Below are 20,928 nucleotides of genomic sequence, written 5' to 3' on the forward strand. Positions count from 1 at the left end.
AGCGCCATGGACATGGCCCTGATGGCGCGCATCGGCGCCTTGCGTGAGGCCGCGCTTGCGGCGGAGAAGGCCGGGCGAGCGGGCGAGGCGGTGGCCCGCTTCGACGAGGCGCTCGCACTGGCTCCGCACGATTCGCGTCTGCTCAACAGCGCCGGTGGCAGCGCGCTGCGGCTGGGCGACCTGGCGCGCGCCGAACGTCTCTACGAAAAGGCGCATCGCCTCGCACCAAAGGTGAGCGAATACGCCATCAACCTTGCCGTTGCGCTCGATCACCGTGAGCGTCCAGGCGCGGCGCTGGCGGTGCTGCGCCCGCTCGAGGCGCTGGCGGGTGGCGAGCCGCGTTATTGGTCGGCGCGCGCATCGTGCGAACGCGCAGCGGGGGACCTTGCCGCGGCGGGGGCGAGCTACGAACGCGGTCTTGCGCTCGATCCGCGTCACGCCCGGTCCTTGCAGGGCCGGGCGCGCGTGGCACTCGAACGCGGCGAACGCGACGCGCCTGCACGCTATGCACGCGCGCTCGAGGTGACGCCGGGCGATGCGCCGCTCTGGCTGGGTCGCGCGATCGCGCTTGAGGCCGCGGGCGAGATTGCCGAGGCGCGCCAGATCGGGGAGCAGCTCTCGGCGCAGATACCAGGCTGGCTCGACGCGCACCGCTTCCTTGCCGAGCTTCGCCTCAACACCGAGGTCGCGGACGCGGGCGCCGGCACGTTCGCCGACCATTTCGCGGCGGCCTGCACGAAGTTGCCTGACAATGCCGAACTGGTCCTGGCCTGGAGTTCGGCGCTGGCCGGGGCGGATCGCTTCGCGGAAGCGCTCAAGGTCGCCGAAGCGGGGATGGCGCGCCTGCCGGACAATCCGGCGGTCGCGCTCGCGGCGGCGACGTACGCCAGCGCAGAGGGCCAGCTCGACCTTGCCGACCGTCATTTCGCGCGGCTTTCCGAAACGGGCGTCGAGCGTTCTATCGAGGAGGCGCGCCATCGCCTGCGGCGCGGCGACCCGCAGGGCGCCGAGGCATTGGCCGCGCGCGCGCTCGCGGCCGAGCCACGCCACGTACTCGGCTGGGGCTTGCGTTCGATTGCCTGGCGCATGCTGGGCGACGAACGCGAACACTGGCTGCATGGGCAGGAAGGGCTGGTGCGCCAACTGCCGCTGGAGATGGCCGATCGCGACTGGCAGGCCGGGATCGCCTTTCTCCACTCTCTTCACAACGAGAGTTTCGTGCCCGTCGGGCAGTCGGTGCGCGGAGGCAGCCAGACGCGCGGGAGCCTGTTCAACCGGGGCGAGCCCGAACTGGCGGAGCTCGCAAAAGCCATCCGTGCGGTGGTCGAGCGCTACCGCCGCGAACTGCCGCCGCGTGACGTGCACCACCCCCTTCTTTCACGGCGTGATGAGGCATTGACCATCACCGGCTCGTGGTCGGTCCGGCTGGGGCCTGGTGGCAACCACACCGTGCACATCCATCCCAAGGGGCTGCTGTCTTCGGCGCTCTATCTCGATCTGCCCGACCTGGCGGGTGATGCGCCCAATGCCGGAGCGCTCGAGATCGGGGGGGCGCCGCGCGGGATTGAACTGCCGCCGCGCCGCGTGGTGCCTGCACGCGAGCGGCATCTGACGCTCTTTCCCAGCACGTTGTTTCACGGCACGCGCCCGTTTGCGCAAGGTCGGCGCCTGACCGTGGCCTTCGACGTGAGCGTGCGAGGCGACTGAGCGGCCCGCGCCGGCGACTGTATCCAGCAAGCTGCGACCGCGCCCGCTCCGGTTCGACCGGGGCGGGCGCGGTCGCATGCCTGCGATCATTCACGGGGCCAGGTGTGCACGAAAAAGGGGCGCAAGGTCGATACCTTGCGCCCCCAATTCGGTTCGGACTTCGTCCGGGTCGATGACCTTAGAAGGTCATGCGGCCCGAGATGAAGAAGTCGCGACCCAGCACGTCGTAGACACCCGGGTAGGTGTTGGTCTGCTGCTGGTTGTCGCCCATCGTCGGCGGCTGCTTGTTGAACAGGTTGTTGACACCGAAGGTGAGGCCGAAGTTCTCGGTCACGTCGGCGGCAAGCGTCAGGCCGAACAGGTCGTAGGCGCCGATGCGCTCGACCGCGTACTCGGTCGAGGGGTCGTCGTCGCGGACGGCACCGACGTGGTTCCAGTTCACGCTCGCGGTCAGCGGGCCGTCGATGTAGGTCAGACGCGTGGTCCACTTCCACTTCGGCGTCGGGTTGCCGCAGACCAGCACACCGAACTTGCCGGCGCACTCGTAGGTCTCTTCGGGCAGTTCCGCGACCGGGGTGTAGAGGTTGTGGATCGTGTAGTTGCCCATGAACTTGAACGCGAGCTTCGCGTTCTCGCCGATCAGGCCCTTGCCGATTCCGTAGCTGTAACCCACTTCGAAGTCGATGCCTTCGACTTCGAGCGCGCCGGTGTTGGCGTTCAGGATCGCCGGCGGATTTTCACCGTCGAGCTGGCCGAGCGCATTGCGCGAGCCCACGAAGGCCTGGCAGTACTGGCTGTTGATGTCCTGAATGACGTTGTAGCACAGGTTCAGCGAGTTCGCGAGGCCACCGCCCAGGGTATCGATCGCGCCGTCGACGGTCACCTTGTACCAGTCAACCGTGGCGACGAAGCCGGGGAGGAAGGTCGGCTGGAAGACCACGCCTGCGGTCCACGAGTCCGAGGTTTCTTCCTGCAGGTCGGGGTTGCCGCCGAACAGGCCCTGGATCTGCGTGTTGAGCTGGATCGAGTCGCTCCAGACCGAACCGGCGGGGACACCGCTGGCGATGCAGAGCTGGCGGACCACGTCGGTCTGGCCCGATGCGGCCTGGTTGGCGCCGCAGGGGTCGGTCGCGCCGGGGAAGCCCTGCGACTGGCCACCGAACAGCTCCGACACGTTGGGAGCACGAACCGCACGCTGGTACTGACCACGCAGGGTGATGTCCGGGATCGGGGCGTATTCGATGCCGCCGGCATAGGCCCAGACGCCACCGACCGCTTCGAGCGAGTAGTCGGAGTAGCGGCCGGCACCGGTCAGCTCGAGGCGGTAGACGCCCGGAGTGTCCGAAACGAGCGGCACGCGAAGCTCGGCGAAGAGCTCCTTGGTGTCGTAGGCGCCCTTGGTCGGGTCGCCGGCGTTGAAGCCGATGACGTCGCCCGAGGACAGCGCGGTGTCGGGGATGAACTCCGAGGAGACGCGGCGGTATTCGGCACCGATGGCGAAGCCGACGTCGTCACGGCTCATGCCGGTGTTGAACAGCGAACCGCTGATCGCGCCGGTCGCGACCTGGAGGGTCGAGATGTCGGTGTTCTGTGCGGTGATCGAAATCGCGTCGACCATTTCCTGGTCCAGCGTGTCCGGGCCGAAGATGTTGATCGGCGTGCCGGTGCCGTCGAGGCCGGCCTGGAAGGCCGAACGCGAGACGTTGCCGGTCTGGATATTCGAGTTCCGCGTACGGGCGAACATGTAGTACGCGTCGTAGTTGATGTTGCTCGTGATCTCGCCACGCGCGCCAAGCAGGACGCGGAACGCACTGCGCTCGTCGAGCGAGTTGCGGGCGCCCACTTCGGTGACACGACGCTGGATCGAGAGCGGCACCACGCCGTTGCCGTCGGTGTCGAGCGCGTTCAGCGCGGCGACGTCCGAAGCCGAGATGAACTGCGAGACCGTGGCGATGTCGACATTGAAGGTGCCGGTGACGGGGGTCGCGGCAAGCTCGTTGGCAACGCGGTTGTTGACGTACGAGATCTCGGTGTAGACCGTGTGACCCGGCGAGACCTCGAAGTCGGCATAGCCGCCCAGGAGGTAGCGTTCCTGCGGAACCATCAGGTAGTTGACGGGGCCGTAGTTGTAGAGGTCGCTGCCATCACGCTGGGTGCTGGTGCCGGGGGTGCGGTAGACCGCGCCCGGCGAGCAGAACACGTTTCCGGTGGGGCACAGCGTGGTCGTCGGGTCGTCCGATTCGGTGGGCAGGGTCGACGTGAAGCGGCCATAGGGCACGGTCGAGGAGCCACCGGGGATGATGCCGCCTTCGTAGTCGTCCCAGTAGACGTCCTGCGAGAACTTGCGCGCCGAGGCGAAGATGCTCTTGCGCTTGTAGTATTCGCCATAGACGGTCGCATGGCCGCGGCCTTCGGCGAATTCGCCGCCGAACGCGAAGTTGGTGTCGAGACGCTGACCGTCGCCCTGGCCGGTCAGGCCGTACTGCGCGCCCAGCTCGATGCCGTCGACGTTCTTGAGGCGGAAGTTGACGACGCCGGCAAGCGCGTCCGAACCGTAGACGGCCGAGGCACCGCCGGTCACCACGTCAACCGACTCGATCAGGAACGAGGGGATCGTGTTGAGGTCGACGACCTGGTTGGTGTCGTAGAACATGTAGCGGCGGCCGTTGACGAGCACCATCGTGCGCTCGGCGCCCAGACCGCGCAGGTTGAGCGTCGCCACGCCGCCACCCGGGTTGTTCGAGAACGAGGTCGTGCCGGGGATGACCTGCGGCAGGTTGTTGATGACGCTTTCGACGTTCACCGCACCCGAGAGGGCGAATTCCTGGCTGTCGACGACGGCGACCGGGGCTGCCGATTCGACATTGCGGCGCGCAATGCGCGAACCGGTGACGACGATCTCGCCGCTGGGTTCGGCGCTCGACGCGGAATCGCTGCCGTCCTGGGCGTAGGCGCCCGTCGACGCGAGCGCCGCGAACGCGGTAAGGCTCGTCGCGCTGTACAGCGCGGCCTTCTTCAGAGTTGTTTTCACGTGTGTGTCCCTTGTTGCTTCAGTTCTCCCGACAGGTGCGTGACCAATCCTGAAGGGTGACCCGGATGCCGGCTAACATGCGCGGATTGCGCGCAAGGTCGCCATGCGTCAGTTTTGTTGCGCTCTGGCGGTCCGCTTTCAATCCCATGTTGTGCACGGCGGGAAAATGACGGCCGGGTTGTGTCATTGTTGCAACATTGGTGTGTGCGATATTTGCCTCGGGCATTTGTTGCGGTTCTTTTGCAATTGCGCGTTGCAGTGATGAAGTGGCTTGTTTGGTGGCCTTTTGGCATCCATCTTTCGTGGAAGGCGTGCCGTTTGAAATGTTGTTGTTTCGCATCGGCAAGCTTGGGCGGGATGATTGACCCCCGCGATCAACCCTTTTAATCATGCGATTAAACAGCAATTCGTCGCGGTGCGCGCGCTGGCCAGGCTGTAGCGGCCCTCGCCGTTGAGGTGCCCGACGCGTGGCGAAGGCCATGAACGACAAGGAAACGGGTTGATGGAACTGGAACAGGCAGGAGCAGCGGTCATCACGGGCGGTGCATCCGGACTGGGGGCGGCAACGGCGCGCGCGCTTGTGGCGCGGGATGTGAAAGTGGCGCTATTCGATCGCGATGCGGCGGCTGGAGAGGCGCTCGCGGCCGAGCTGGGCGCGCTCTATTGCGCGGTCGACGTGACCGACGAGACCAGCGTGTTGGCGGGCTTCGCGCGTGCGCGCGAGACGCACGGGCAAGAACGCATCCTGGTCAATTGCGCCGGGATCGCGCCAGCTGCGCGCACGGTCGGGCGCGACCGGGCGAGTGGTGCGCGCCGGGCGCACGACATGGCGCTGTTCGAGAAGGCGGTCGCGATCAACCTGTCGGGCACCTTCCGCTGCGTCGCGCACGCGGCGACCGGCATGGTGGGGCTGGAACCGCTCGACGCTTCGGGTGCGCGCGGGGTGATCGTCAACACCGCCTCGATTGCGGCGCAGGACGGTCAGGTCGGGCAGGCGGCCTACGCCGCCTCGAAGGGCGGGGTTGCGGCAATGACGCTGCCGCTCGCGCGCGACCTGATGGACGAGGGCATTCGTGTCAACGCGATCCTGCCCGGCATCTTCGAGACGCCGATGGTCGCCGGGATGCCGCAGGCGGTGCAGGATGCTCTGGCGGCCTCGATCCCCTGTCCCAAGCGGCTCGGGCGTCCCGACGAATACGCCGAGCTCGCGCTTTTCCTGATCGCGAGCGACTATCTCAACGGCGAGTGCATCCGGCTCGACGGGGCGGTGCGGATGGGGCCGCGCTGAGCGGCCGGGACGAACGAAGCACTTGCGCTCGGATCGAAGAGGGGGGAAGGGAGCGGCCATGGCCGACAAACAGGATCTGGGTGCCCCTCCGGGAGCGCGGGCGCTGCTGCTCGACACGGCAAGCGCGATCATGCGCGATGGCGATGTGATCGACATCTCGCTGTCCGAGCTGTCGCTGCGCTCGGGCCTCAATTCGGCGCTGGTAAAGTATTACTTCGGCAACAAGGCCGGGCTGCTCAAGGCGCTGCTCGACCGCGACTGGGAGGCGATCGTCACCTCGGTCGACGCGCTCGTCGCCAAGGATGGCTGGGCGCCCGAGGCCAAGCTGCGTCGGCACTTGTGGAAGGTCGTCGACACCTTCTACGAGGTGCCCTACCTCAACCGCCTGACGATGCGCGTGATCCGCGAGAGCGACGACGCCGAGGCGCGGCGCATCGCCGACTGCTACCTGGCGCCGATGTACCGGGCCTACGAAAGCCTGATCGGCGACGGTGTGGCGGCGGGTGTGTTCCGTCCGATCGACCCGCAGCTGTTCTATTTCACCGTGACCGGCGCGGGCGACCGCTTCTTCTCGGCGCGCCTGGTCCTCAAGCACTGCTTCGACCAGGACACGTTGACCGAGGCGCTGCGCGACCGCTATCGCGAGCACACCATCGACATCATCATGGCAGGTATCCTTGCGCGCTGAAAAATCGACGTTCTGGCACATCGGGGTGATCGGCGGCTCGGGCCTCGCGGCGGGGCTCGCGCTCGAGGACGCGCAGGAGATCGAGGTCGCCTCGCCCTTCGGTGCACCCTCTGGGCCGGTGACCACTGGGCGCATCGGCGATGTGCGCCTGACCTTCCTCGCGCGCCATGGCAAGGGCCATGCGATCCCGCCGTCCGAGGTCAACTACCGCGCGAACATCGACGTGCTCAAGCGCTGCGGGGTGACCGACGTGATCTCGCTCTCGGCAATCGGGTCGCTGTGCGAGGAGATGGCGCCCGGACACATGGTGCTCGTCGACCAGTTCATCGATCGGACCACGCGCCGCGAAAACAGCTTCTTCGGGGCAGGCCTCGTCGCGCACGTCTCGCTCGCCGATCCGACGTGCGAACGGCTGCGCGCGATGCTGGGGGAGGCCGCGAGCCTGGCGGGCGGCCACGTCCATGGTTCGGGCACGTATGTCTGCATCGAGGGGCCGCAGTTCTCGACCCGCGCGGAAAGTTGGATGTACCAGGGCTGGGGGGCGCAGGTAATCGGCATGACCGCGATGCCCGAGGCGCGCCTCGCGCGCGAGGCCGAGCTGCCTTACGCGATGCTCGGCATGGTCACCGACTACGACTGCTGGCGCGAGGACGAGGCGGGCGTGGAGGTCAGTCACGTGCTCAAGGTCATGCAGAGGAACGCGGACGTCGCGCGCTGGTCGGTGCGCGAACTGGCGCGCCATCTGCCGGCCCGCCGCGAGCCGGTGCCGATCGACACCGCGCTCGAGCACGCGCTGATGACCGCGCACGAGCAGCGCGACACGCGGCGCGTGCGCATGCTCGACGCGGTCGCCTGCCGCCTGTTCGGCGAGCGCGACTGAGCGTTCAGGAGCGCGTGGTGATGGCCCGCAAATCCCGCTACAAGCGCTACCTCACCGCGACCATGCCCGATGGCTACGTCAAGACGATCGGCCCCACCGCGGATCCCTTCACGCATTACTGGCGCATCGTCGCCGAACTTGCCAACGGCAAGACCGAGGTGTTCTGGGGGCATACGCGCTCGCTTGCCGAGGCGAGGAAGCTCAAGGGTGCGGCGGGCGACGGCGCGCGCCAGCGCGGCTGGGCCAGCTACCGCTTCGAGATCGCCGAACTGGTCGAGAGCGACACAGCGCCGGAGGGGTGAAAGGGCTTTCCTTGACCGAACGGGCCAATTCTCGTAAGGGCGCCCATCGCCTGCGGCTATGTCTGCGGGCGGGCTTTTAGAGCTGAACACTGTCGGTGTTTGGTTTTCGGCGGATTTCCGGCCTCCTGGCAGGCGGACAAGGGTCCTTGCGACCGGCCTCTCCCGATTCGGGGAAGGTCCCACCGAACACCTCGCGGCAGAGTAATCCGGTGCCTTTCGGGCCGGGTGGAGTGTTTTTCGGCTCGCGAAGGACCCGGGATCGTGCCGCTGCCTGCAAGGCGCAGCGAGCTTCCTGGGCATTCCTTCGCGAATCGGCATTCTTCCCAGATCGCATGGCACCGGCCCTGAGACCCAGGGTGCGAGGGGTCCGTCCCGTGGTTTGCGGCTCTGCCACGGAGCGGGCCGGATCCATCGCACTCCCGATTTGAAAGAAGAGTATAGATGCCCACTATCAACCAGCTGATCCGCAAGGGTCGCGAGCCGCAGAAGGCCAAGTCCAAGGTCCCGGCCATGGAGCAGAACCCGCAGAAGCGTGGCGTCTGCACCCGCGTGTACACCACGACCCCGAAGAAGCCGAACTCGGCACTTCGCAAGGTTGCCAAGGTGCGCCTCACCAACAGCCGCGAAGTCATTTCGTACATCCCGGGTGAGGGCCACAACCTGCAGGAGCACTCGGTCGTGCTCATCCGCGGCGGCCGTGTGCGCGACCTTCCCGGTGTGCGCTACCACATCCTGCGCGGCGTGCTCGACACGCAGGGCGTCAAGGACCGCAAGCAGTCGCGCTCGAAGTACGGCGCCAAGCGTCCCAAGTGATCCGGCAGCGGCGCCTGGTTGGCGCTGCTCCATGACATTTCACGGATGGTGATGCGCTTTCGCACCCGTCCGCAAGAACAAGGAATTCAAAACGATGTCACGTCGTCGTCGTCCCGAGAAGCGGGAAATCCTGCCGGATCCGAAGTTTGGTGATCTGGTCCTGTCGAAGTTCATGAACAACCTCATGTACGACGGCAAGAAGTCGGCTGCCGAGCGTATCGTCTATGGCGCGCTCGACACCATGGAAACCCGCGCCAAGGCCGATCCGGTCCAGCTGTTCCATGACGCCCTCAACAACGTCAAGCCGCAGATCGAGGTCCGCAGCCGCCGCGTCGGTGGTGCGACCTACCAGGTCCCCGTCGAAGTGCGCCCCGAGCGCGCCCAGGCCCTTGCGATCCGCTGGCTCATCACCGCGGCCCGCAACCGCCCCGAGACCACCATGTCGGCCCGCCTCTCGGGCGAGCTCATGGATGCGGCGAACAACCGCGGCAACGCCGTGAAGAAGCGCGAAGACACGCACCGCATGGCGGACGCGAACCGCGCCTTCTCGCACTACCGCTGGTAAGACGCTTCGTGGCGCGCCCATGCATCGCCCTGGCTCCCGGCCATTGCGCGATGTCATGGGCGCGTCACACTTTCATTTCAGGAGGCACGGGTTTATTTCGGCCCGCAACCGCCTTCTCATCCTCCTGCTAAGGAACCTGCACCATGGCACGTAGCCATCCGATCGAACGCTACCGCAATATCGGTATCATGGCGCACATCGACGCCGGCAAGACCACCACGACCGAGCGTATCCTCTACTACACCGGCAAGTCCTACAAGATCGGCGAAGTGCACGACGGTGCCGCCACCATGGACTGGATGGAGCAGGAGCAGGAACGCGGCATCACCATCACGTCCGCTGCCACCACCACCTTCTGGAAGGCGGAAGACGGCGAGGGTGAAGAGCACCGCATCAACATCATCGACACCCCCGGACACGTTGACTTCACCATCGAAGTCGAGCGTTCGCTGCGCGTGCTCGACGGCGCGGTTGCCGTGTTCGACGGCGTGGCCGGCGTGGAGCCGCAGTCGGAGACCGTGTGGCGCCAGGCCGACAAGTACGGCGTTCCGCGCATGTGCTTCGTCAACAAGCTCGACCGCACCGGTGCGGACTTCTACTACTGCGTCCAGTCGATCATCGACCGCCTCGGCGCCAACCCGCTCGTCCTGACCCTGCCGATCGGCTCGGAAGCGGACCTCGCGGGCGTCGTCGACCTCGTCAAGATGCGTTCGATCGTCTGGGAAAACGACGGCCTCGGCGCTTCGTTCACTTATGGCGAGATCCCGGCCGAGCTGGCCGACAAGGCCGCCGAATACCGCGAGAAGCTCCTTGAGACCGCCGTCGAGCAGGACGACGACGTCATGGAAGCCTACCTCGAAGGCACCGAGCCCGATGTCGACACGCTCAAGAAGCTGATCCGCAAGGGTACGCTCGAGCGCGCCTTCGTGCCCGTGCTGTGCGGCTCGGCGTTCAAGAACAAGGGCGTGCAGCCCCTGCTCGACGCCGTCGTCGACTACATGCCGAGCCCGATCGACGTTCCCGCGATCAAGGGCATCAACCCCGACACCGAAGTCGAGGAAGAACGCCCCTCGAGCGACACCGAGCCCTTCGCCGCGCTCGCGTTCAAGATCATGAACGACCCCTTCGTGGGCACGCTCACCTTCTGCCGCATCTACTCCGGCACCCTGACCAAGGGTTCGTACCTGAACTCGGTCAAGGACAAGAAGGAAAAGGTCGGCCGCATGCTGCTGATGCACTCGAACAACCGCGAGGACATCGACATGGGCTATGCGGGCGACATCGTCGCGGTCGCGGGCCTCAAGGAAACGACCACCGGCGACACGCTGTGCGCCGAGAAGTCGCCGATCATCCTCGAGCGCATGGAATTCCCCGAGCCGGTCATCGAGCTCTCGGTGGAACCCAAGACCAAGGCCGACCAGGAAAAGATGGGCATCGCCCTCTCGCGCCTGGCTGCCGAGGATCCCTCGTTCCGCGTCTCGACCGACCATGAATCGGGCCAGACCATCATCAAGGGCATGGGCGAACTTCACCTCGACATCATCGTCGACCGCATGCGTCGCGAGTTCAAGGTCGAAGCCAACGTCGGTGCGCCGCAGGTGGCCTACCGCGAATACCTCGCCCGTCCGGTCGAGCTGACCTACACCCACAAGAAGCAGTCGGGTGGTTCGGGCCAGTTCGGTGAAGTCAAGATCAAGCTCACCCCGGGTGAGCGCGGCGCCGGCATCAACTTCATCGACTCGGTGAAGGGCGGCAACATCCCGCGCGAATACATCCCGTCGGTCGAGAAGGGCATGCGCGAGACCGCCGACACCGGCGCGCTCATCGGCTTCCCGATCGTCGACTTCGACATCGAACTGCTCGATGGTAAGTACCACGACGTCGACTCGTCGGCCCTGGCCTTCGAAATCGCCGGCCGCGGTGCGATGCGCGAAGGCGCACAGAAGGCGGGCATCAAGATCCTCGAGCCGATCATGAAGGTCGAGGTTGTGACTCCGGAAGAATTCATGGGCGACGTCATCGGCGACATGAACAGCCGCCGTGGTCAGATCCAGGGCACCGACAGCCGCGGCAATGCCCAGGTTGTCGAGGCCAACGTGCCGCTCGCGAACATGTTCGGCTACGTGAACCAGCTGCGCTCGTTTACCCAGGGCCGTGCGCAGTACTCCATGATCTTCAGCCACTACGACGAGGTTCCGGCCAACGTCGCGGCGGAAGTGAAGGAGAAGCTTGCTTAAGGGCAAGAATGGTTCTAGGGGCGGCGCCTGCTGATTCTGCGGGAGCCGCCCTCGAATTCCCCAGATTCAATTTCATTGTGAAAGAAGGTTTGAAAGATGGCCAAGGCAAAATTCGAGCGGACCAAGCCGCACTGCAACATCGGCACCATCGGTCACGTTGACCACGGCAAGACCACGCTGACTGCCGCGATCACCAAGGTTCTGGCCGAAGAAGGTTTCGGTGAAGCCGTTGACTTCGCGAACATCGACAAGGCTCCCGAAGAGCGCGAGCGCGGCATCACGATCTCGACTGCCCACGTCGAGTACGAGACCGCCAACCGTCACTACGCGCACGTCGACTGCCCGGGTCACGCTGACTACGTCAAGAACATGATCACGGGTGCGGCCCAGATGGACGGCGCGATCCTCGTCGTGAACGCCGCCGACGGCCCGATGCCCCAGACCCGCGAGCACATCCTGCTTGCCCGTCAGGTTGGCGTTCCGGCTCTCGTCGTGTTCCTCAACAAGGTTGACCAGGTCGACGACGAAGAGCTCCTCGAGCTCGTCGAAATGGAAGTTCGTGAGCTTCTCTCCTCGTACGACTTCCCGGGTGACGACATTCCCATCGTCAAGGGTTCGGCTCTGGCCGCTCTCGAAGGCCGTGACGACGAAATCGGCAAGAACCAGATCCTCGAGCTGATGAAGGCTGTTGACGACTTCATCCCGCAGCCCCCGCGTCCGACCGACAAGTCGTTCCTGATGCCCGTCGAAGACGTGTTCTCGATCTCGGGTCGCGGTACGGTCGTCACCGGCCGCGTCGAAACCGGCATCATCAAGGTTGGCGAAGAAGTCGAAATCGTCGGCATCCGCGACACCCAGAAGACCACCGTCACCGGCGTGGAAATGTTCCGCAAGCTGCTCGACCAGGGCGAAGCTGGCGACAACATCGGCGCCCTGATCCGTGGCCTGAAGCGCGAGCAGGTCGAGCGTGGCCAGGTTCTGGCCAAGCCCGGCACCGTGACCCCGCACACCGAATTCTCGGCCGAGGTCTACGTGCTCTCGAAGGACGAAGGTGGCCGTCACACCCCGTTCTTCGCGAACTACCGTCCGCAGTTCTACTTCCGCACCACCGACGTCACCGGCGAAGTGATCCTTCCCGAGGGCACCGAAATGGTGATGCCGGGCGACAACGTGACCATCTCGGTCAAGCTGATCGCGCCGATCGCCATGGACGAAGGTCTGCGCTTCGCAATCCGCGAAGGCGGCCGCACCGTCGGCTCGGGCGTTGTCTCGAAGATCACTGCCTAAGCAGCTGATCCTCAGGCTTAGCTGAGACACGAAAGGCCCGGCTTTCCGAAAAGGGGAGCCGGGCCTTTTCGCGTGTGCGTGGCGGGGCGGACGGCGCGGTGGTTTTCCGGCCGCGGCGCCTGCCCGGGCGGTCTTGCTCAGGGCGCGCGCAGCGTGCCTTCACCGATCTTCCAGGCGTCCGAGCCCTTGGGGGCCTCGGGGATGCTCGCAAGATCGATGTAGTAGACCGGCTCGGGTACCTTGCCCAAGGGGATGGTGATGCAGGGCCCCAGGCATCCGGGCAGCGTGTTCATGTCGGGCGGGCGCGCATCGCCGAGATGGGTGCCGGTGTCGTCCTTGTCGGTGTGCGGCACGCGCTGGCTCTCACCGTCGGCGCCATGGAAGCAGGCGACGACCGTGCCGGGGTGGCCGCCGTTGCTGGCGTTGGCCGCCGCGCGGCAGGCTTCGTCGACGGGCACGGGGCCTGAACTGGGCATCGTCACCCGTGCGCTCAGTGTCGGGGCGTCGGCTGCCGTGGCTGCGGGGGCCTCCGTCTCCTCACCGGTCTCGGTGGACGCGGTGCCGGCAGGCTGGGCGGTCATGGCCGAGGCGGTGTCGGAGGCGCGCGCGAACTCGGGCGCAAGGAAGAGAAAGGCAAGGGCTGCCGTGGAGGCAGAAACGGTCGTCCAGGAGATCATGCGTATAAGAGTATCCCATCGCCCCTGCACGGCGTTCCTAGATCGCGTGATCGGGGAAGGGAAGGGGAGCGGGCCCGGCTGCGACACGATGCGACAAAATGCGACACCGCGCGCGGAAAACCTCAGCGGCGGCGAAAAACAGGGCTTGTACGACTCGCGATCAGGGTGTAGGGGCGCGTTTCGAATTTGACGGGGCTTCTGGCCCTTTGGCTCTTTCTCATCGGTATAGGTAATGGAAGCTCAGAACATCCGCATCCGCCTGAAGGCGTTTGATCACCGCGTTCTCGACCAGGCTACTGGCGAAATCGCTGACACGGCCCGCCGCACCGGCGCGCTCATTCGGGGCCCCATTCCGCTGCCGACCAAGATCGAGAAGTTCACCGTGAACCGCGGTCCGCACATCGACAAGAAGTCGCGCGAGCAGTTCGAAGTCCGCACCTACAAGCGTCTGCTTGACATCGTGCAGCCGAACGCCGCCACTGTCGACGCGCTGATGAAGCTGGACCTTGCGGCCGGCGTGAACGTCGAGATCAAGCTGGCCTGATGCCGGCTCGGGGCTGCTCAGGCGGCCCCACAGTCCGTTCCGATCGGACTTTAAACGATCGGACGCGATATTCGGATCCCCAGGGATCCAGATAGCCTTGTCGATCTGAAATGATCGGCTTTGCGGGGAAAGCCCGCAGAGACAGAGCCCCGGCCCACGCCAATCGGCGAACCGGCCTAGGGGACACAAGGGATACCTCCGGCGAAGCCTTCGGGCCTCGCTGGGAATGCGTCCCCCGTCTCGTTTCCGCACTGGCCATTCGGGCCGGTTGCAGGGAACACCCAGCCCGGACGGGGCATGCATCACATCATTGGGCTGGACACGCCTGTTCGGGATGGGCCCGGGCAGGCCTCTGTTGAGGAGACAGATCATGCGTACTGGCGTGATCGCCAAGAAAGTCGGGATGACCCGCCTTTTCCAGGAGGACGGCCGGCATGTGCCCGTGACCGTTCTGGCGCTGGAAGATTGCCAGGTGGTTTCGGTCCGCACCGAAGAGCGTGACGGCTACGTTGCCGTTCAGCTCGGTGCTGGCGAAGCCAAGCAGAAGAACGTTGCCAAGCCGCAGCGCGAGCACTTCGCCAAGGCGGAAGTTTCGCTCAAGATGCGCGTTGCCGAGTTCCGCGTCGCCGACGACGCCGTTCTCGAAGTCGGCTCGACCATCGCGGCCTCGCACTTCGTGCCCGGCCAGCTCGTCGACGTTGCCGGCCACACCCAGGGTAAGGGCTTCCAGGGCGCCATGAAGCGCTGGGGCTTCGGCGGTCTTCGCGCCACCCACGGTGTGTCGCTCTCGCACCGTTCGCACGGTTCGACGGGTAACCGTCAGGATCCGGGCAAGGTGTTCAAGAACAAGAAGATGGCCGGCCACATGGGCGACCGTCAGCGCACCCAGCAGAACCTCGAGATCGTCCGTGTGGACGACGAGCGCGGCCTGATCTTCGTCAAGGGCTCGGTCCCCGGTGCGAAGAACGCCTGGCTCACCGTGTCGGACGCCGTCAAGGTCGACCGCCACGCCGAGGCTCCGTACCCCGCCGGCCTCAAGACGGCCGCCAACAGCAACGATTCGGCTGCCAACACGCCTGCGGAAGACACCGCGGCTGTTGAAGCGACCGAAGGCCAGGAGGGCTAAGTCGTGAAGGTTCAAGTCCTCAATATCGACGGTTCCGCCGGCAAGGGCGACATCGAGCTGTCGGATGACGTGTTCGGCCTCGAGCCGCGCGCCGACATCCTGCACCGCGTTGTCACCTGGCAGCTGGAAAACCGCCGCGGCATCGCCCGCGCCACCCGCGAGCGTTCGGAAGTCGCGCGCACCGGCAAGAAGTGGGGTCGCCAGAAGGGCGGCGGCACGGCTCGTCACGGTGACCGTGCAGCCCCGATCTTCATCGGCGGTGGTAAGGCTCACGGTGCCCGTCGTCGCGAGTTCGGCCAGTCGCTGAACAAGAAGTTGCGCGCGCTCGGCCTGAAGATGGCGCTGTCGTCGAAGGCCAAGACCGGCCTCGTGATCGTCGACACGCTCGACGTCGCCGACGCCAAGACCAAGGTCCTGGCCAGCCAGCTCGCCAAGGCGAACTTCGGCAAGAAGGTGCTCGTGATCGACGGTGAAGCCGTCAACGACAACTTCGCCAAGGCGGCCCGCAACCTCATCGGCGTGAACGTTCTCCCCGCCCAGGGCGCGAACGTCTACGACATCCTGAAGCATGACACGCTGGTGCTCACCCGCGCCGCTGTCGAAAAGCTGGAGGCGCGCTTCAATGGCTAAGTCTGCTGCAGAAATCCGTCATTACGACGTGATCCTCGCACCGCACATCACCGAGAAGGCGACGCTGCTCTCCGAGCACAACGCGGTTGTCTTCAAGGTGGCCGGCGATGCGACCAAGCCCGAGATCAAGGCCGCTGTCGAGGCGCTGTTCGACCGTAAGGTCAAGAGCGTCAACACGCTGGTGACCAAGGGCAAGACCAAGCGCTGGCGCGGTAAGGAATACCGCCGCAGCGACGTGAAGAAGGCGATTGTCACGCTGGCCGAAGGTCAGCAGCCGATTGACATCACCGAAGGCGTACAGGGCTGATCCGATGGCACTCAAGCATTACAACCCGACCAGCCCCGCCCGCCGCGGCCTGGTCCTCGTCGACAAGTCGGCGCTCTGGAAGGGCAAGCCTGTCAAGGCTCTGACCGAGGGCAAGACCAAGACCGGTGGCCGCAACAACAAGGGTCATGTCACTTCGCGTGGCATCGCCGGCGGCCACAAGCAGAAGTACCGCTTCATCGACTTCAAGCGTCGCAAGTGGGACATGGAAGGCACCGTCGAGCGGATCGAATACGATCCCAACCGCACCGCCTTCATCGCGCTCATCAGCTACGCTGACGGCGAACAGGCCTACATCATCGCACCGCAGCGTCTTGCCGTGGGCGACAAGGTCATCGCCGGCGAGAAGACCGACACCAAGCCTGGCAACGCCATGCTGCTGTCGCAGATGCCGGTCGGCACGATCTGCCACAACGTCGAGATGAAGCCCGGCAAGGGCGGTCAGATCGCACGTTCGGCCGGTGCCTATGTCCAGGTCGTCGGTCGTGACCGCGGTCTCGTGATCGTTCGCCTGAACTCGGGCGAGCAGCGCTACCTGCGTGGCGATTGCATGGGCACGGTTGGCGCGGTCTCGAACCCCGACAACCAGAACCAGACCCTCGCCAAGGCCGGCCGCAAGCGCTGGATGGGCCGTCGTCCTCTCACCCGTGGTGTTGCCAAGAACCCGGTCGACCACCCGCACGGTGGTGGTGAAGGCCGTACTTCGGGCGGCCGTCACCCGGTTACCCCCTGGGGTAAGCCGACCAAGGGCGCTCGTACTCGCAACAACAAGCAGACGGACAAGATGATCATCCGTTCGCGCCACGCCAAGAAGAAGAGGTAAGACACGATGGCACGTTCCGTCTGGAAAGGCCCCTTCGTCGACCTGTACCTTCTCAAGAAGGCCGAGGTCGCGCAGGATGCCGGCAGCCGCGCTGCTCCGATCAAGACCTGGTCGCGTCGCAGCACCATCCTTCCGCAGTTCGTTGGTCTGACCTTCTCGGTCTACAACGGGCACAAGTTCATCCCTGTCTCGGTCAACGAGGACATGGTCGGCCACAAGCTCGGTGAATTCGCGCCCACGCGCTCGTTCCCCGGCCACGCCGCCGACAAGAAGGGCAAGCGCTAATGAGCAAGCAGGCAGCACCCCGCCGAGTCGGCGATAAGGAAGCCCTGTCGGTCGGCACCACGATCCGTGGTTCGGCGCAGAAGCTCAACCTCGTCGCCGCCCTGATCCGCGGCAAGAAGGCCGAGGAAGCGATGAACATTCTCGCTTTCTCGAAGAAGGCCATGGCCGTGGACGCCCGCAAGGTTCTCGCTTCGGCGATCGCCAACGCGGAGAACAACCACAACCTCGACGTCGACGCTCTCGTCGTCGCCGAGGCGTCGGTCGGCAAGTCGATCACCATGAAGCGCTTCCACACCCGTGGTCGCGGCAAGAGCACCCGTATCCTCAAGCCGTTCTCGCGCCTGCGGATCGTCGTTCGCGAAGTCGAGGAGGCCTGATCCATGGGTCATAAGAGCAATCCGATCGGTCTGCGTCTGCAGATCAACCGTACCTGGGACAGCCGCTGGTTCGCGGAAGGCCGGGACTACGGCAAGCTGCTTGAGGAAGACCTCAAGATCCGCAAGTTCATCCTCGAGAACGCGCCCCAGGCTGCGATCTCGAAGGTCGTGATCGAGCGTCCGGCCAAGCTGTGCCGCATCTCGATCTACGCGGCCCGTCCCGGTGTGATCATCGGCAAGAAGGGCGCGGACATCGAGAAGCTTCGCAAGAAGCTTGCGGTGATGACCTCGAGCGAAGTGAAGCTGAACATCGTCGAGATCCGCAAGCCGGAAGTCGACGCCAAGCTGATCGCTCAGGGTATTGCGGACCAGTTGATCCGCCGCGTTGCCTTCCGTCGTGCGATGAAGCGCGCGATGCAGTCGGCCATGCGTCTGGGTGCCGAAGGCATCAAGATCATGTGCGGTGGCCGTCTGGGCGGCGCGGAAATCGCGCGCGTCGAGCAGTATCGCGAAGGTCGCGTGCCGCTCCACACGCTGCGTGCCAACATCGACTATGCCGAAGCCGAAGCGCTTACCGCTTACGGTATCATCGGCATCAAGGTCTGGGTCTTCAAGGGTGAGATCCTCGGCCACGACCCGATGGCGCAGGACCGGCTGATGATGGAGGCTCAGACCTCCGGCGTCCGCCCGGCGCGCTGAGGCTTAGGATAGAGTAAGCACCATGCTGCAACCGAAAAAGACCAAGTTCCGCAAGGCTTTCAAGGGCCGGATCAAGGGCGACGCCAAGGGTGGCACCGACCTGAACTTCGGCTCGTATGGCCTCAAGGCCATGGAGCCCGAGCGGATTACCGCCCGCCAGATCGAAGCGGCTCGCCGCGCGATCACGCGTCACATCAAGCGCCAGGGTCGCCTCTGGATCCGCGTCTTCCCGGACGTGCCGGTTTCGAAGAAGCCTGCCGAAGTCCGTCAGGGTAAGGGCAAGGGTTCGGTGGAATACTGGGCCGCTCGCGTGAAGCCGGGCCGTATCCTGTTCGAGCTGGACGGCGTTGCCGGCCCGCTCGCCGCTGAGGCTTTCAGCCGCGCCGCGATGAAGCTTCCCATCAAGACCAAGGTCGTTGCCCGTCTCGGCGACACCTCGCACCTGGAGGGTTAATTCATGGCTGCCAAGATCGAAGACTTCCGCGCCAAGACCGACGACCAGCTCACCGAAGAACTGGTTGCTCTCAAGCGCGAGCAGTTCAACCTCCGTTTCCAGGCCGCCACGAGCCAGCTCGAGGCACCGGCCCGGATCAAGGAGGTCCGTCGCGACATCGCCCGCATCAAGACGCTCCAGGCTGAGCGTTCGGCTGCGGCGAAGTAAGGAGGAAACACGATGCCCAAGCGTATTCTGATCGGTACCGTCGTTTCCGACAAGACCGACAAGACCGTTACCGTGCTCGTCGAGCGCCGAGTGAAGCACCCGCTTTACGGCAAGATCATTCGTCGCTCGAAGAAGTACGCTGCCCACGACGAAGAGAACGCGTACCACATTGGTGATCGCGTCCGCATCGAGGAAACCAAGCCGATCTCGAAATCGAAGACCTGGAAGGTCCTCGATGCTCTGCAGGCCGGAAAAGGTGTTGCCATCGAGGCTAATCTCGACGTAGAGGCCGCCAACTGATTTGAGACGCCCCCGGCCTTAGTGCCGGGGGAGCTTTTTTGGAACTGCCGGACTGGTTCCGGCAAGCCGTTGAGAAGGAACCGGATCAATGATCCAGATGCAATCCAATCTCGACGTCGCGGACAACAGCGGCGCGAAGCGCGTCCAGTGCATCAAGGTGCTGGGTGGCTCGAAGCGTCGTTTCGCAGGCGTCGGCGACATCATCGTGGTGTCGGTGAAGGAAGCGCAGCCGCGTGCGCGCGTCAAGAAGGGCGACGTGCACCGTGCCGTCATCGTGCGCACCCGCAAGGACGTTCGTCGTCCCGACGGCAGCGTCATCCGCTTCGACAGCAACGCTGCCGTGCTCATCAACAAGAGCGAGGAGCCGATCGGCACCCGTATCTTCGGCCCCGTGGTCCGCGAGCTTCGCGGCAAGGGCTTCATGAAGATCATCTCGCTTGCTCCGGAGGTGCTGTAATGGCCGGCGCGAAGATCAAGAAGGGTGACAACGTCGTCGTTCTGTCGGGCAAGGACAAGGGCCGCACCGGCACTGTCCTCCAGGTCATGCCCAAGGACGGCAAGGTCCTGGTCGAGGGCGTGAACGTCGCGACCCGTCACCGCAAGCCGACCCAGGCGAACCCCCAGGGTGGCATCGAGCGCAATCCCGCTCCGATGGCGATCTGCAAGGTCGCGGTTGCCGTCGACGGCAAGCCGACCCGCGTTCGCTTCGAAGAGAAGGACGGCAAGAAGGTCCGCGTGGCCGTGAAGACCGGGGAGACGATCGATGGCTGATAAGTACACCCCGCGCATGCGTTCGAAGTACGATGCGGAAATCGTCAAGGCGATGACCGAGAAGTTCGGCTACAAGAACGTCATGGAAGTGCCCAAGATCGAGAAGATCACGCTCAACATGGGCGTGGGCGAGGCGAGCCAGGACAAGAAGAAGGTCCAGACCGCCGCGGCCGAGATGGAAAAGATCGCCGGCCAGAAGCCCGTCATCACCAAGGCCCGCAAGTCGATCGCGCAGTTCAAGCTGCGTGAAGGCATGCCGATCGGCTGCAAGGTGACGCTGCGCCGCGAGCGCATGTTCGAATTCCTCGATCGCCTCATCACGATCGCGATGCCCCGCATCCGCGACTTCCGTGGTCTGAACGCCAAGTCGTTCGACGGCCGCGGCAACTACGCGATGGGCCTGAAGGAGCAGATCATCTTCCCGGAGATCAGCTACGATCAGATCGAGAAGGTGCGTGGCATGGACATCATCGTCACCACCACCGCTAAGACCGACGAGGAAGCGCGCGAGCTGCTTCGCCTTTTCGGTTTCCCGTTCCCGGCCGAAGCCGAGGAACAGAAGGAGGCGGCGTGAGCCGCCGCTGAGGAAGAGAGCTTAAGTCCATGGCGAAACTGAGTTCCGTGAACAAGAACGAGCGTCGTAAGAAGCTCGTCAAGAAGTATGCAGGCAAGTACGAGCGCCTCAAGGCGGTTGCTGCGGATGAATCGCTCGACGAAACCGAGCGTCTCATCGCCCGCCTGAAGCTGGCCGAGATCCCCCGCAACGGCAACCCGACCCGGGTTCGCAACCGTTGCGCCACGACCGGTCGTCCGCGCGGTTACTACCGCAAGTTCGGCCTGTGCCGCGTCGAGCTGCGTGATCTTGCCAACAAGGGCATGATCCCCGGCGTGACCAAGTCGAGCTGGTAAGGG

The 20,928-nt window shown here is 65.0% G+C and carries 27 protein-coding genes; 24 read left to right on the top strand and 3 right to left on the bottom strand.

Annotated features, from left to right (window positions below; translation table 11 throughout):
- Window positions 1–6 precede the first annotated feature (6 nt).
- On the top strand, window positions 7–1,707 hold the full coding sequence (locus tag HT136_RS00525) for a tetratricopeptide repeat protein (protein ID WP_214196700.1): 1,701 nt from the start codon (window positions 7–9) through the stop codon (window positions 1,705–1,707).
- Window positions 1,708–1,885: 178 nt separating this feature from the next.
- Here the strand turns inward: HT136_RS00525 and HT136_RS00530 are convergent, their stop codons facing one another.
- Together HT136_RS00530 and HT136_RS00535 are read right to left on the bottom strand one after the other, a co-directional pair.
- Complete coding sequence (locus HT136_RS00530) at window positions 1,886–4,738, bottom strand: TonB-dependent receptor domain-containing protein (RefSeq protein WP_343222068.1); 2,853 nt, start codon at window positions 4,736–4,738, stop codon at window positions 1,886–1,888.
- 19 nt (window positions 4,739–4,757) lie between these two features.
- Complete coding sequence (locus tag HT136_RS00535; RefSeq protein ID WP_214196702.1) at window positions 4,758–5,078, bottom strand: hypothetical protein; 321 nt, start codon at window positions 5,076–5,078, stop codon at window positions 4,758–4,760.
- Between the two features lie 162 nt (window positions 5,079–5,240).
- Here HT136_RS00535 and HT136_RS00540 point away from each other — a divergent pair, with 162 nt between their 5' ends.
- From HT136_RS00540 to tuf, 8 genes are all read left to right on the top strand, one after another.
- Window positions 5,241–6,026 (top strand): SDR family NAD(P)-dependent oxidoreductase, encoded by a 786-nt coding sequence (locus HT136_RS00540; protein ID WP_214196704.1) that lies wholly within the window; start codon window positions 5,241–5,243, stop codon window positions 6,024–6,026.
- A gap of 58 nt (window positions 6,027–6,084) precedes the next feature.
- On the top strand, window positions 6,085–6,714 hold the full coding sequence (locus HT136_RS00545) for a TetR/AcrR family transcriptional regulator (protein WP_214196706.1): 630 nt from the start codon (window positions 6,085–6,087) through the stop codon (window positions 6,712–6,714).
- Window positions 6,704–7,594 carry an S-methyl-5'-thioadenosine phosphorylase gene (gene mtnP, locus HT136_RS00550; protein WP_214196708.1) on the top strand — a complete coding sequence of 297 codons (891 nt, stop codon included), beginning with the start codon at window positions 6,704–6,706 and terminating at the stop codon, window positions 7,592–7,594. The genes HT136_RS00545 and mtnP overlap by 11 nt, the downstream gene beginning before the upstream one ends.
- 20 nt (window positions 7,595–7,614) lie before the next feature.
- A complete protein-coding gene (locus HT136_RS00555) occupies window positions 7,615–7,896 on the top strand; it encodes a hypothetical protein (protein ID WP_214196710.1) in 282 nt (93 codons plus the stop codon).
- A 441-nt stretch (window positions 7,897–8,337) separates the two neighbouring features.
- Window positions 8,338–8,709, top strand: a complete 372-nt coding sequence (gene rpsL / locus HT136_RS00560; RefSeq protein WP_007682177.1) for a 30S ribosomal protein S12 — start codon at window positions 8,338–8,340, stop codon at window positions 8,707–8,709.
- Window positions 8,710–8,803: 94 nt separating this feature from the next.
- The gene (gene rpsG / locus HT136_RS00565; protein WP_214196712.1) at window positions 8,804–9,274 is read left to right on the top strand and encodes a 30S ribosomal protein S7; all 471 of its coding nucleotides are present in this window, start codon (window positions 8,804–8,806) and stop codon (window positions 9,272–9,274) included.
- A gap of 143 nt (window positions 9,275–9,417) precedes the next feature.
- Window positions 9,418–11,511, top strand: a complete 2,094-nt coding sequence (gene fusA / locus HT136_RS00570) for an elongation factor G (protein ID WP_214196714.1) — start codon at window positions 9,418–9,420, stop codon at window positions 11,509–11,511.
- Between the two features lie 96 nt (window positions 11,512–11,607).
- Window positions 11,608–12,798 (top strand): elongation factor Tu, encoded by a 1,191-nt coding sequence (gene tuf, locus HT136_RS00575; protein WP_214196716.1) that lies wholly within the window; start codon window positions 11,608–11,610, stop codon window positions 12,796–12,798.
- A gap of 137 nt (window positions 12,799–12,935) precedes the next feature.
- Here the strand turns inward: tuf and HT136_RS00580 are convergent, their stop codons facing one another.
- On the bottom strand, window positions 12,936–13,475 hold the full coding sequence (locus tag HT136_RS00580; RefSeq protein ID WP_214196718.1) for a hypothetical protein: 540 nt from the start codon (window positions 13,473–13,475) through the stop codon (window positions 12,936–12,938).
- Between the two features lie 232 nt (window positions 13,476–13,707).
- On the opposite strand from HT136_RS00580, the gene rpsJ reads away from it, so the two are divergent.
- From rpsJ to rpsN, 15 genes are all read left to right on the top strand, one after another.
- Complete coding sequence (gene rpsJ, locus HT136_RS00585; RefSeq protein ID WP_007011873.1) at window positions 13,708–14,019, top strand: 30S ribosomal protein S10; 312 nt, start codon at window positions 13,708–13,710, stop codon at window positions 14,017–14,019.
- 370 nt (window positions 14,020–14,389) lie between these two features.
- Window positions 14,390–15,145, top strand: a complete 756-nt coding sequence (rplC, locus tag HT136_RS00590) for a 50S ribosomal protein L3 (RefSeq protein WP_214196720.1) — start codon at window positions 14,390–14,392, stop codon at window positions 15,143–15,145.
- 3 nt (window positions 15,146–15,148) lie between these two features.
- Window positions 15,149–15,775, top strand: coding sequence for a 50S ribosomal protein L4 (rplD, locus tag HT136_RS00595; protein WP_214196721.1), 627 nt, complete (start codon window positions 15,149–15,151; stop codon window positions 15,773–15,775).
- The gene (locus HT136_RS00600) at window positions 15,768–16,082 is read left to right on the top strand and encodes a 50S ribosomal protein L23 (RefSeq protein WP_214196723.1); all 315 of its coding nucleotides are present in this window, start codon (window positions 15,768–15,770) and stop codon (window positions 16,080–16,082) included. Before rplD ends, HT136_RS00600 begins: the two co-directional genes overlap by 8 nt.
- 4 nt (window positions 16,083–16,086) lie before the next feature.
- Complete coding sequence (rplB, locus tag HT136_RS00605; protein WP_214196725.1) at window positions 16,087–16,923, top strand: 50S ribosomal protein L2; 837 nt, start codon at window positions 16,087–16,089, stop codon at window positions 16,921–16,923.
- A 6-nt stretch (window positions 16,924–16,929) separates the two neighbouring features.
- Window positions 16,930–17,208, top strand: a complete 279-nt coding sequence (rpsS, locus tag HT136_RS00610; RefSeq protein ID WP_214196727.1) for a 30S ribosomal protein S19 — start codon at window positions 16,930–16,932, stop codon at window positions 17,206–17,208.
- Window positions 17,208–17,585, top strand: coding sequence for a 50S ribosomal protein L22 (gene rplV / locus HT136_RS00615; protein ID WP_214196729.1), 378 nt, complete (start codon window positions 17,208–17,210; stop codon window positions 17,583–17,585). The genes rpsS and rplV overlap by 1 nt, the downstream gene beginning before the upstream one ends.
- A gap of 3 nt (window positions 17,586–17,588) precedes the next feature.
- Window positions 17,589–18,284, top strand: coding sequence for a 30S ribosomal protein S3 (rpsC, locus tag HT136_RS00620; protein ID WP_039388082.1), 696 nt, complete (start codon window positions 17,589–17,591; stop codon window positions 18,282–18,284).
- A gap of 22 nt (window positions 18,285–18,306) precedes the next feature.
- Window positions 18,307–18,738, top strand: coding sequence for a 50S ribosomal protein L16 (rplP, locus tag HT136_RS00625; RefSeq protein ID WP_214196731.1), 432 nt, complete (start codon window positions 18,307–18,309; stop codon window positions 18,736–18,738).
- Window positions 18,739–18,741: 3 nt separating this feature from the next.
- Window positions 18,742–18,945, top strand: a complete 204-nt coding sequence (gene rpmC, locus HT136_RS00630; protein WP_214196733.1) for a 50S ribosomal protein L29 — start codon at window positions 18,742–18,744, stop codon at window positions 18,943–18,945.
- Window positions 18,946–18,957: 12 nt separating this feature from the next.
- Window positions 18,958–19,245 (top strand): 30S ribosomal protein S17, encoded by a 288-nt coding sequence (gene rpsQ, locus HT136_RS00635; RefSeq protein WP_214196734.1) that lies wholly within the window; start codon window positions 18,958–18,960, stop codon window positions 19,243–19,245.
- A gap of 88 nt (window positions 19,246–19,333) precedes the next feature.
- The gene (gene rplN, locus HT136_RS00640; RefSeq protein WP_039388073.1) at window positions 19,334–19,702 is read left to right on the top strand and encodes a 50S ribosomal protein L14; all 369 of its coding nucleotides are present in this window, start codon (window positions 19,334–19,336) and stop codon (window positions 19,700–19,702) included.
- Window positions 19,702–20,016 carry a 50S ribosomal protein L24 gene (gene rplX, locus HT136_RS00645; RefSeq protein WP_214196736.1) on the top strand — a complete coding sequence of 105 codons (315 nt, stop codon included), beginning with the start codon at window positions 19,702–19,704 and terminating at the stop codon, window positions 20,014–20,016. The genes rplN and rplX overlap by 1 nt, the downstream gene beginning before the upstream one ends.
- Window positions 20,009–20,590 carry a 50S ribosomal protein L5 gene (rplE, locus tag HT136_RS00650; RefSeq protein ID WP_214196738.1) on the top strand — a complete coding sequence of 194 codons (582 nt, stop codon included), beginning with the start codon at window positions 20,009–20,011 and terminating at the stop codon, window positions 20,588–20,590. The genes rplX and rplE overlap by 8 nt, the downstream gene beginning before the upstream one ends.
- A 29-nt stretch (window positions 20,591–20,619) precedes the next feature.
- A complete protein-coding gene (rpsN, locus tag HT136_RS00655) occupies window positions 20,620–20,925 on the top strand; it encodes a 30S ribosomal protein S14 (protein ID WP_086490047.1) in 306 nt (101 codons plus the stop codon).
- Window positions 20,926–20,928 lie beyond the last annotated feature (3 nt).

Source organism: Novosphingobium profundi (genome assembly GCF_018491765.1).
Classification (GTDB): domain Bacteria; phylum Pseudomonadota; class Alphaproteobacteria; order Sphingomonadales; family Sphingomonadaceae; genus Novosphingobium; species Novosphingobium profundi.

Bases quoted from the DNA above. Each gene is read 5' to 3' on its own strand.
- HT136_RS00525 (WP_214196700.1), top strand. From the start codon at position 7: ATGGACATGGCCCTGATGGCGCGCATCGGCGCCTTGCGTGAGGCCGCG.
- HT136_RS00535 (WP_214196702.1), bottom strand. From the start codon at position 5,078: ATGCGAAACAACAACATTTCAAACGGCACGCCTTCCACGAAAGATGGA.
- HT136_RS00540 (WP_214196704.1), top strand. From the start codon at position 5,241: ATGGAACTGGAACAGGCAGGAGCAGCGGTCATCACGGGCGGTGCATCC.
- HT136_RS00545 (WP_214196706.1), top strand. From the start codon at position 6,085: ATGGCCGACAAACAGGATCTGGGTGCCCCTCCGGGAGCGCGGGCGCTG.
- HT136_RS00555 (WP_214196710.1), top strand. From the start codon at position 7,615: ATGGCCCGCAAATCCCGCTACAAGCGCTACCTCACCGCGACCATGCCC.
- rpsL (WP_007682177.1), top strand. From the start codon at position 8,338: ATGCCCACTATCAACCAGCTGATCCGCAAGGGTCGCGAGCCGCAGAAG.
- rpsG (WP_214196712.1), top strand. From the start codon at position 8,804: ATGTCACGTCGTCGTCGTCCCGAGAAGCGGGAAATCCTGCCGGATCCG.
- fusA (WP_214196714.1), top strand. From the start codon at position 9,418: ATGGCACGTAGCCATCCGATCGAACGCTACCGCAATATCGGTATCATG.
- tuf (WP_214196716.1), top strand. From the start codon at position 11,608: ATGGCCAAGGCAAAATTCGAGCGGACCAAGCCGCACTGCAACATCGGC.
- HT136_RS00580 (WP_214196718.1), bottom strand. From the start codon at position 13,475: ATGATCTCCTGGACGACCGTTTCTGCCTCCACGGCAGCCCTTGCCTTT.
- rpsJ (WP_007011873.1), top strand. From the start codon at position 13,708: ATGGAAGCTCAGAACATCCGCATCCGCCTGAAGGCGTTTGATCACCGC.
- rplC (WP_214196720.1), top strand. From the start codon at position 14,390: ATGCGTACTGGCGTGATCGCCAAGAAAGTCGGGATGACCCGCCTTTTC.
- HT136_RS00600 (WP_214196723.1), top strand. From the start codon at position 15,768: ATGGCTAAGTCTGCTGCAGAAATCCGTCATTACGACGTGATCCTCGCA.
- rplB (WP_214196725.1), top strand. From the start codon at position 16,087: ATGGCACTCAAGCATTACAACCCGACCAGCCCCGCCCGCCGCGGCCTG.
- rpsS (WP_214196727.1), top strand. From the start codon at position 16,930: ATGGCACGTTCCGTCTGGAAAGGCCCCTTCGTCGACCTGTACCTTCTC.
- rplV (WP_214196729.1), top strand. From the start codon at position 17,208: ATGAGCAAGCAGGCAGCACCCCGCCGAGTCGGCGATAAGGAAGCCCTG.
- rpsC (WP_039388082.1), top strand. From the start codon at position 17,589: ATGGGTCATAAGAGCAATCCGATCGGTCTGCGTCTGCAGATCAACCGT.
- rplP (WP_214196731.1), top strand. From the start codon at position 18,307: ATGCTGCAACCGAAAAAGACCAAGTTCCGCAAGGCTTTCAAGGGCCGG.
- rpmC (WP_214196733.1), top strand. From the start codon at position 18,742: ATGGCTGCCAAGATCGAAGACTTCCGCGCCAAGACCGACGACCAGCTC.
- rpsQ (WP_214196734.1), top strand. From the start codon at position 18,958: ATGCCCAAGCGTATTCTGATCGGTACCGTCGTTTCCGACAAGACCGAC.
- rplN (WP_039388073.1), top strand. From the start codon at position 19,334: ATGATCCAGATGCAATCCAATCTCGACGTCGCGGACAACAGCGGCGCG.
- rplX (WP_214196736.1), top strand. From the start codon at position 19,702: ATGGCCGGCGCGAAGATCAAGAAGGGTGACAACGTCGTCGTTCTGTCG.
- rplE (WP_214196738.1), top strand. From the start codon at position 20,009: ATGGCTGATAAGTACACCCCGCGCATGCGTTCGAAGTACGATGCGGAA.
- rpsN (WP_086490047.1), top strand. From the start codon at position 20,620: ATGGCGAAACTGAGTTCCGTGAACAAGAACGAGCGTCGTAAGAAGCTC.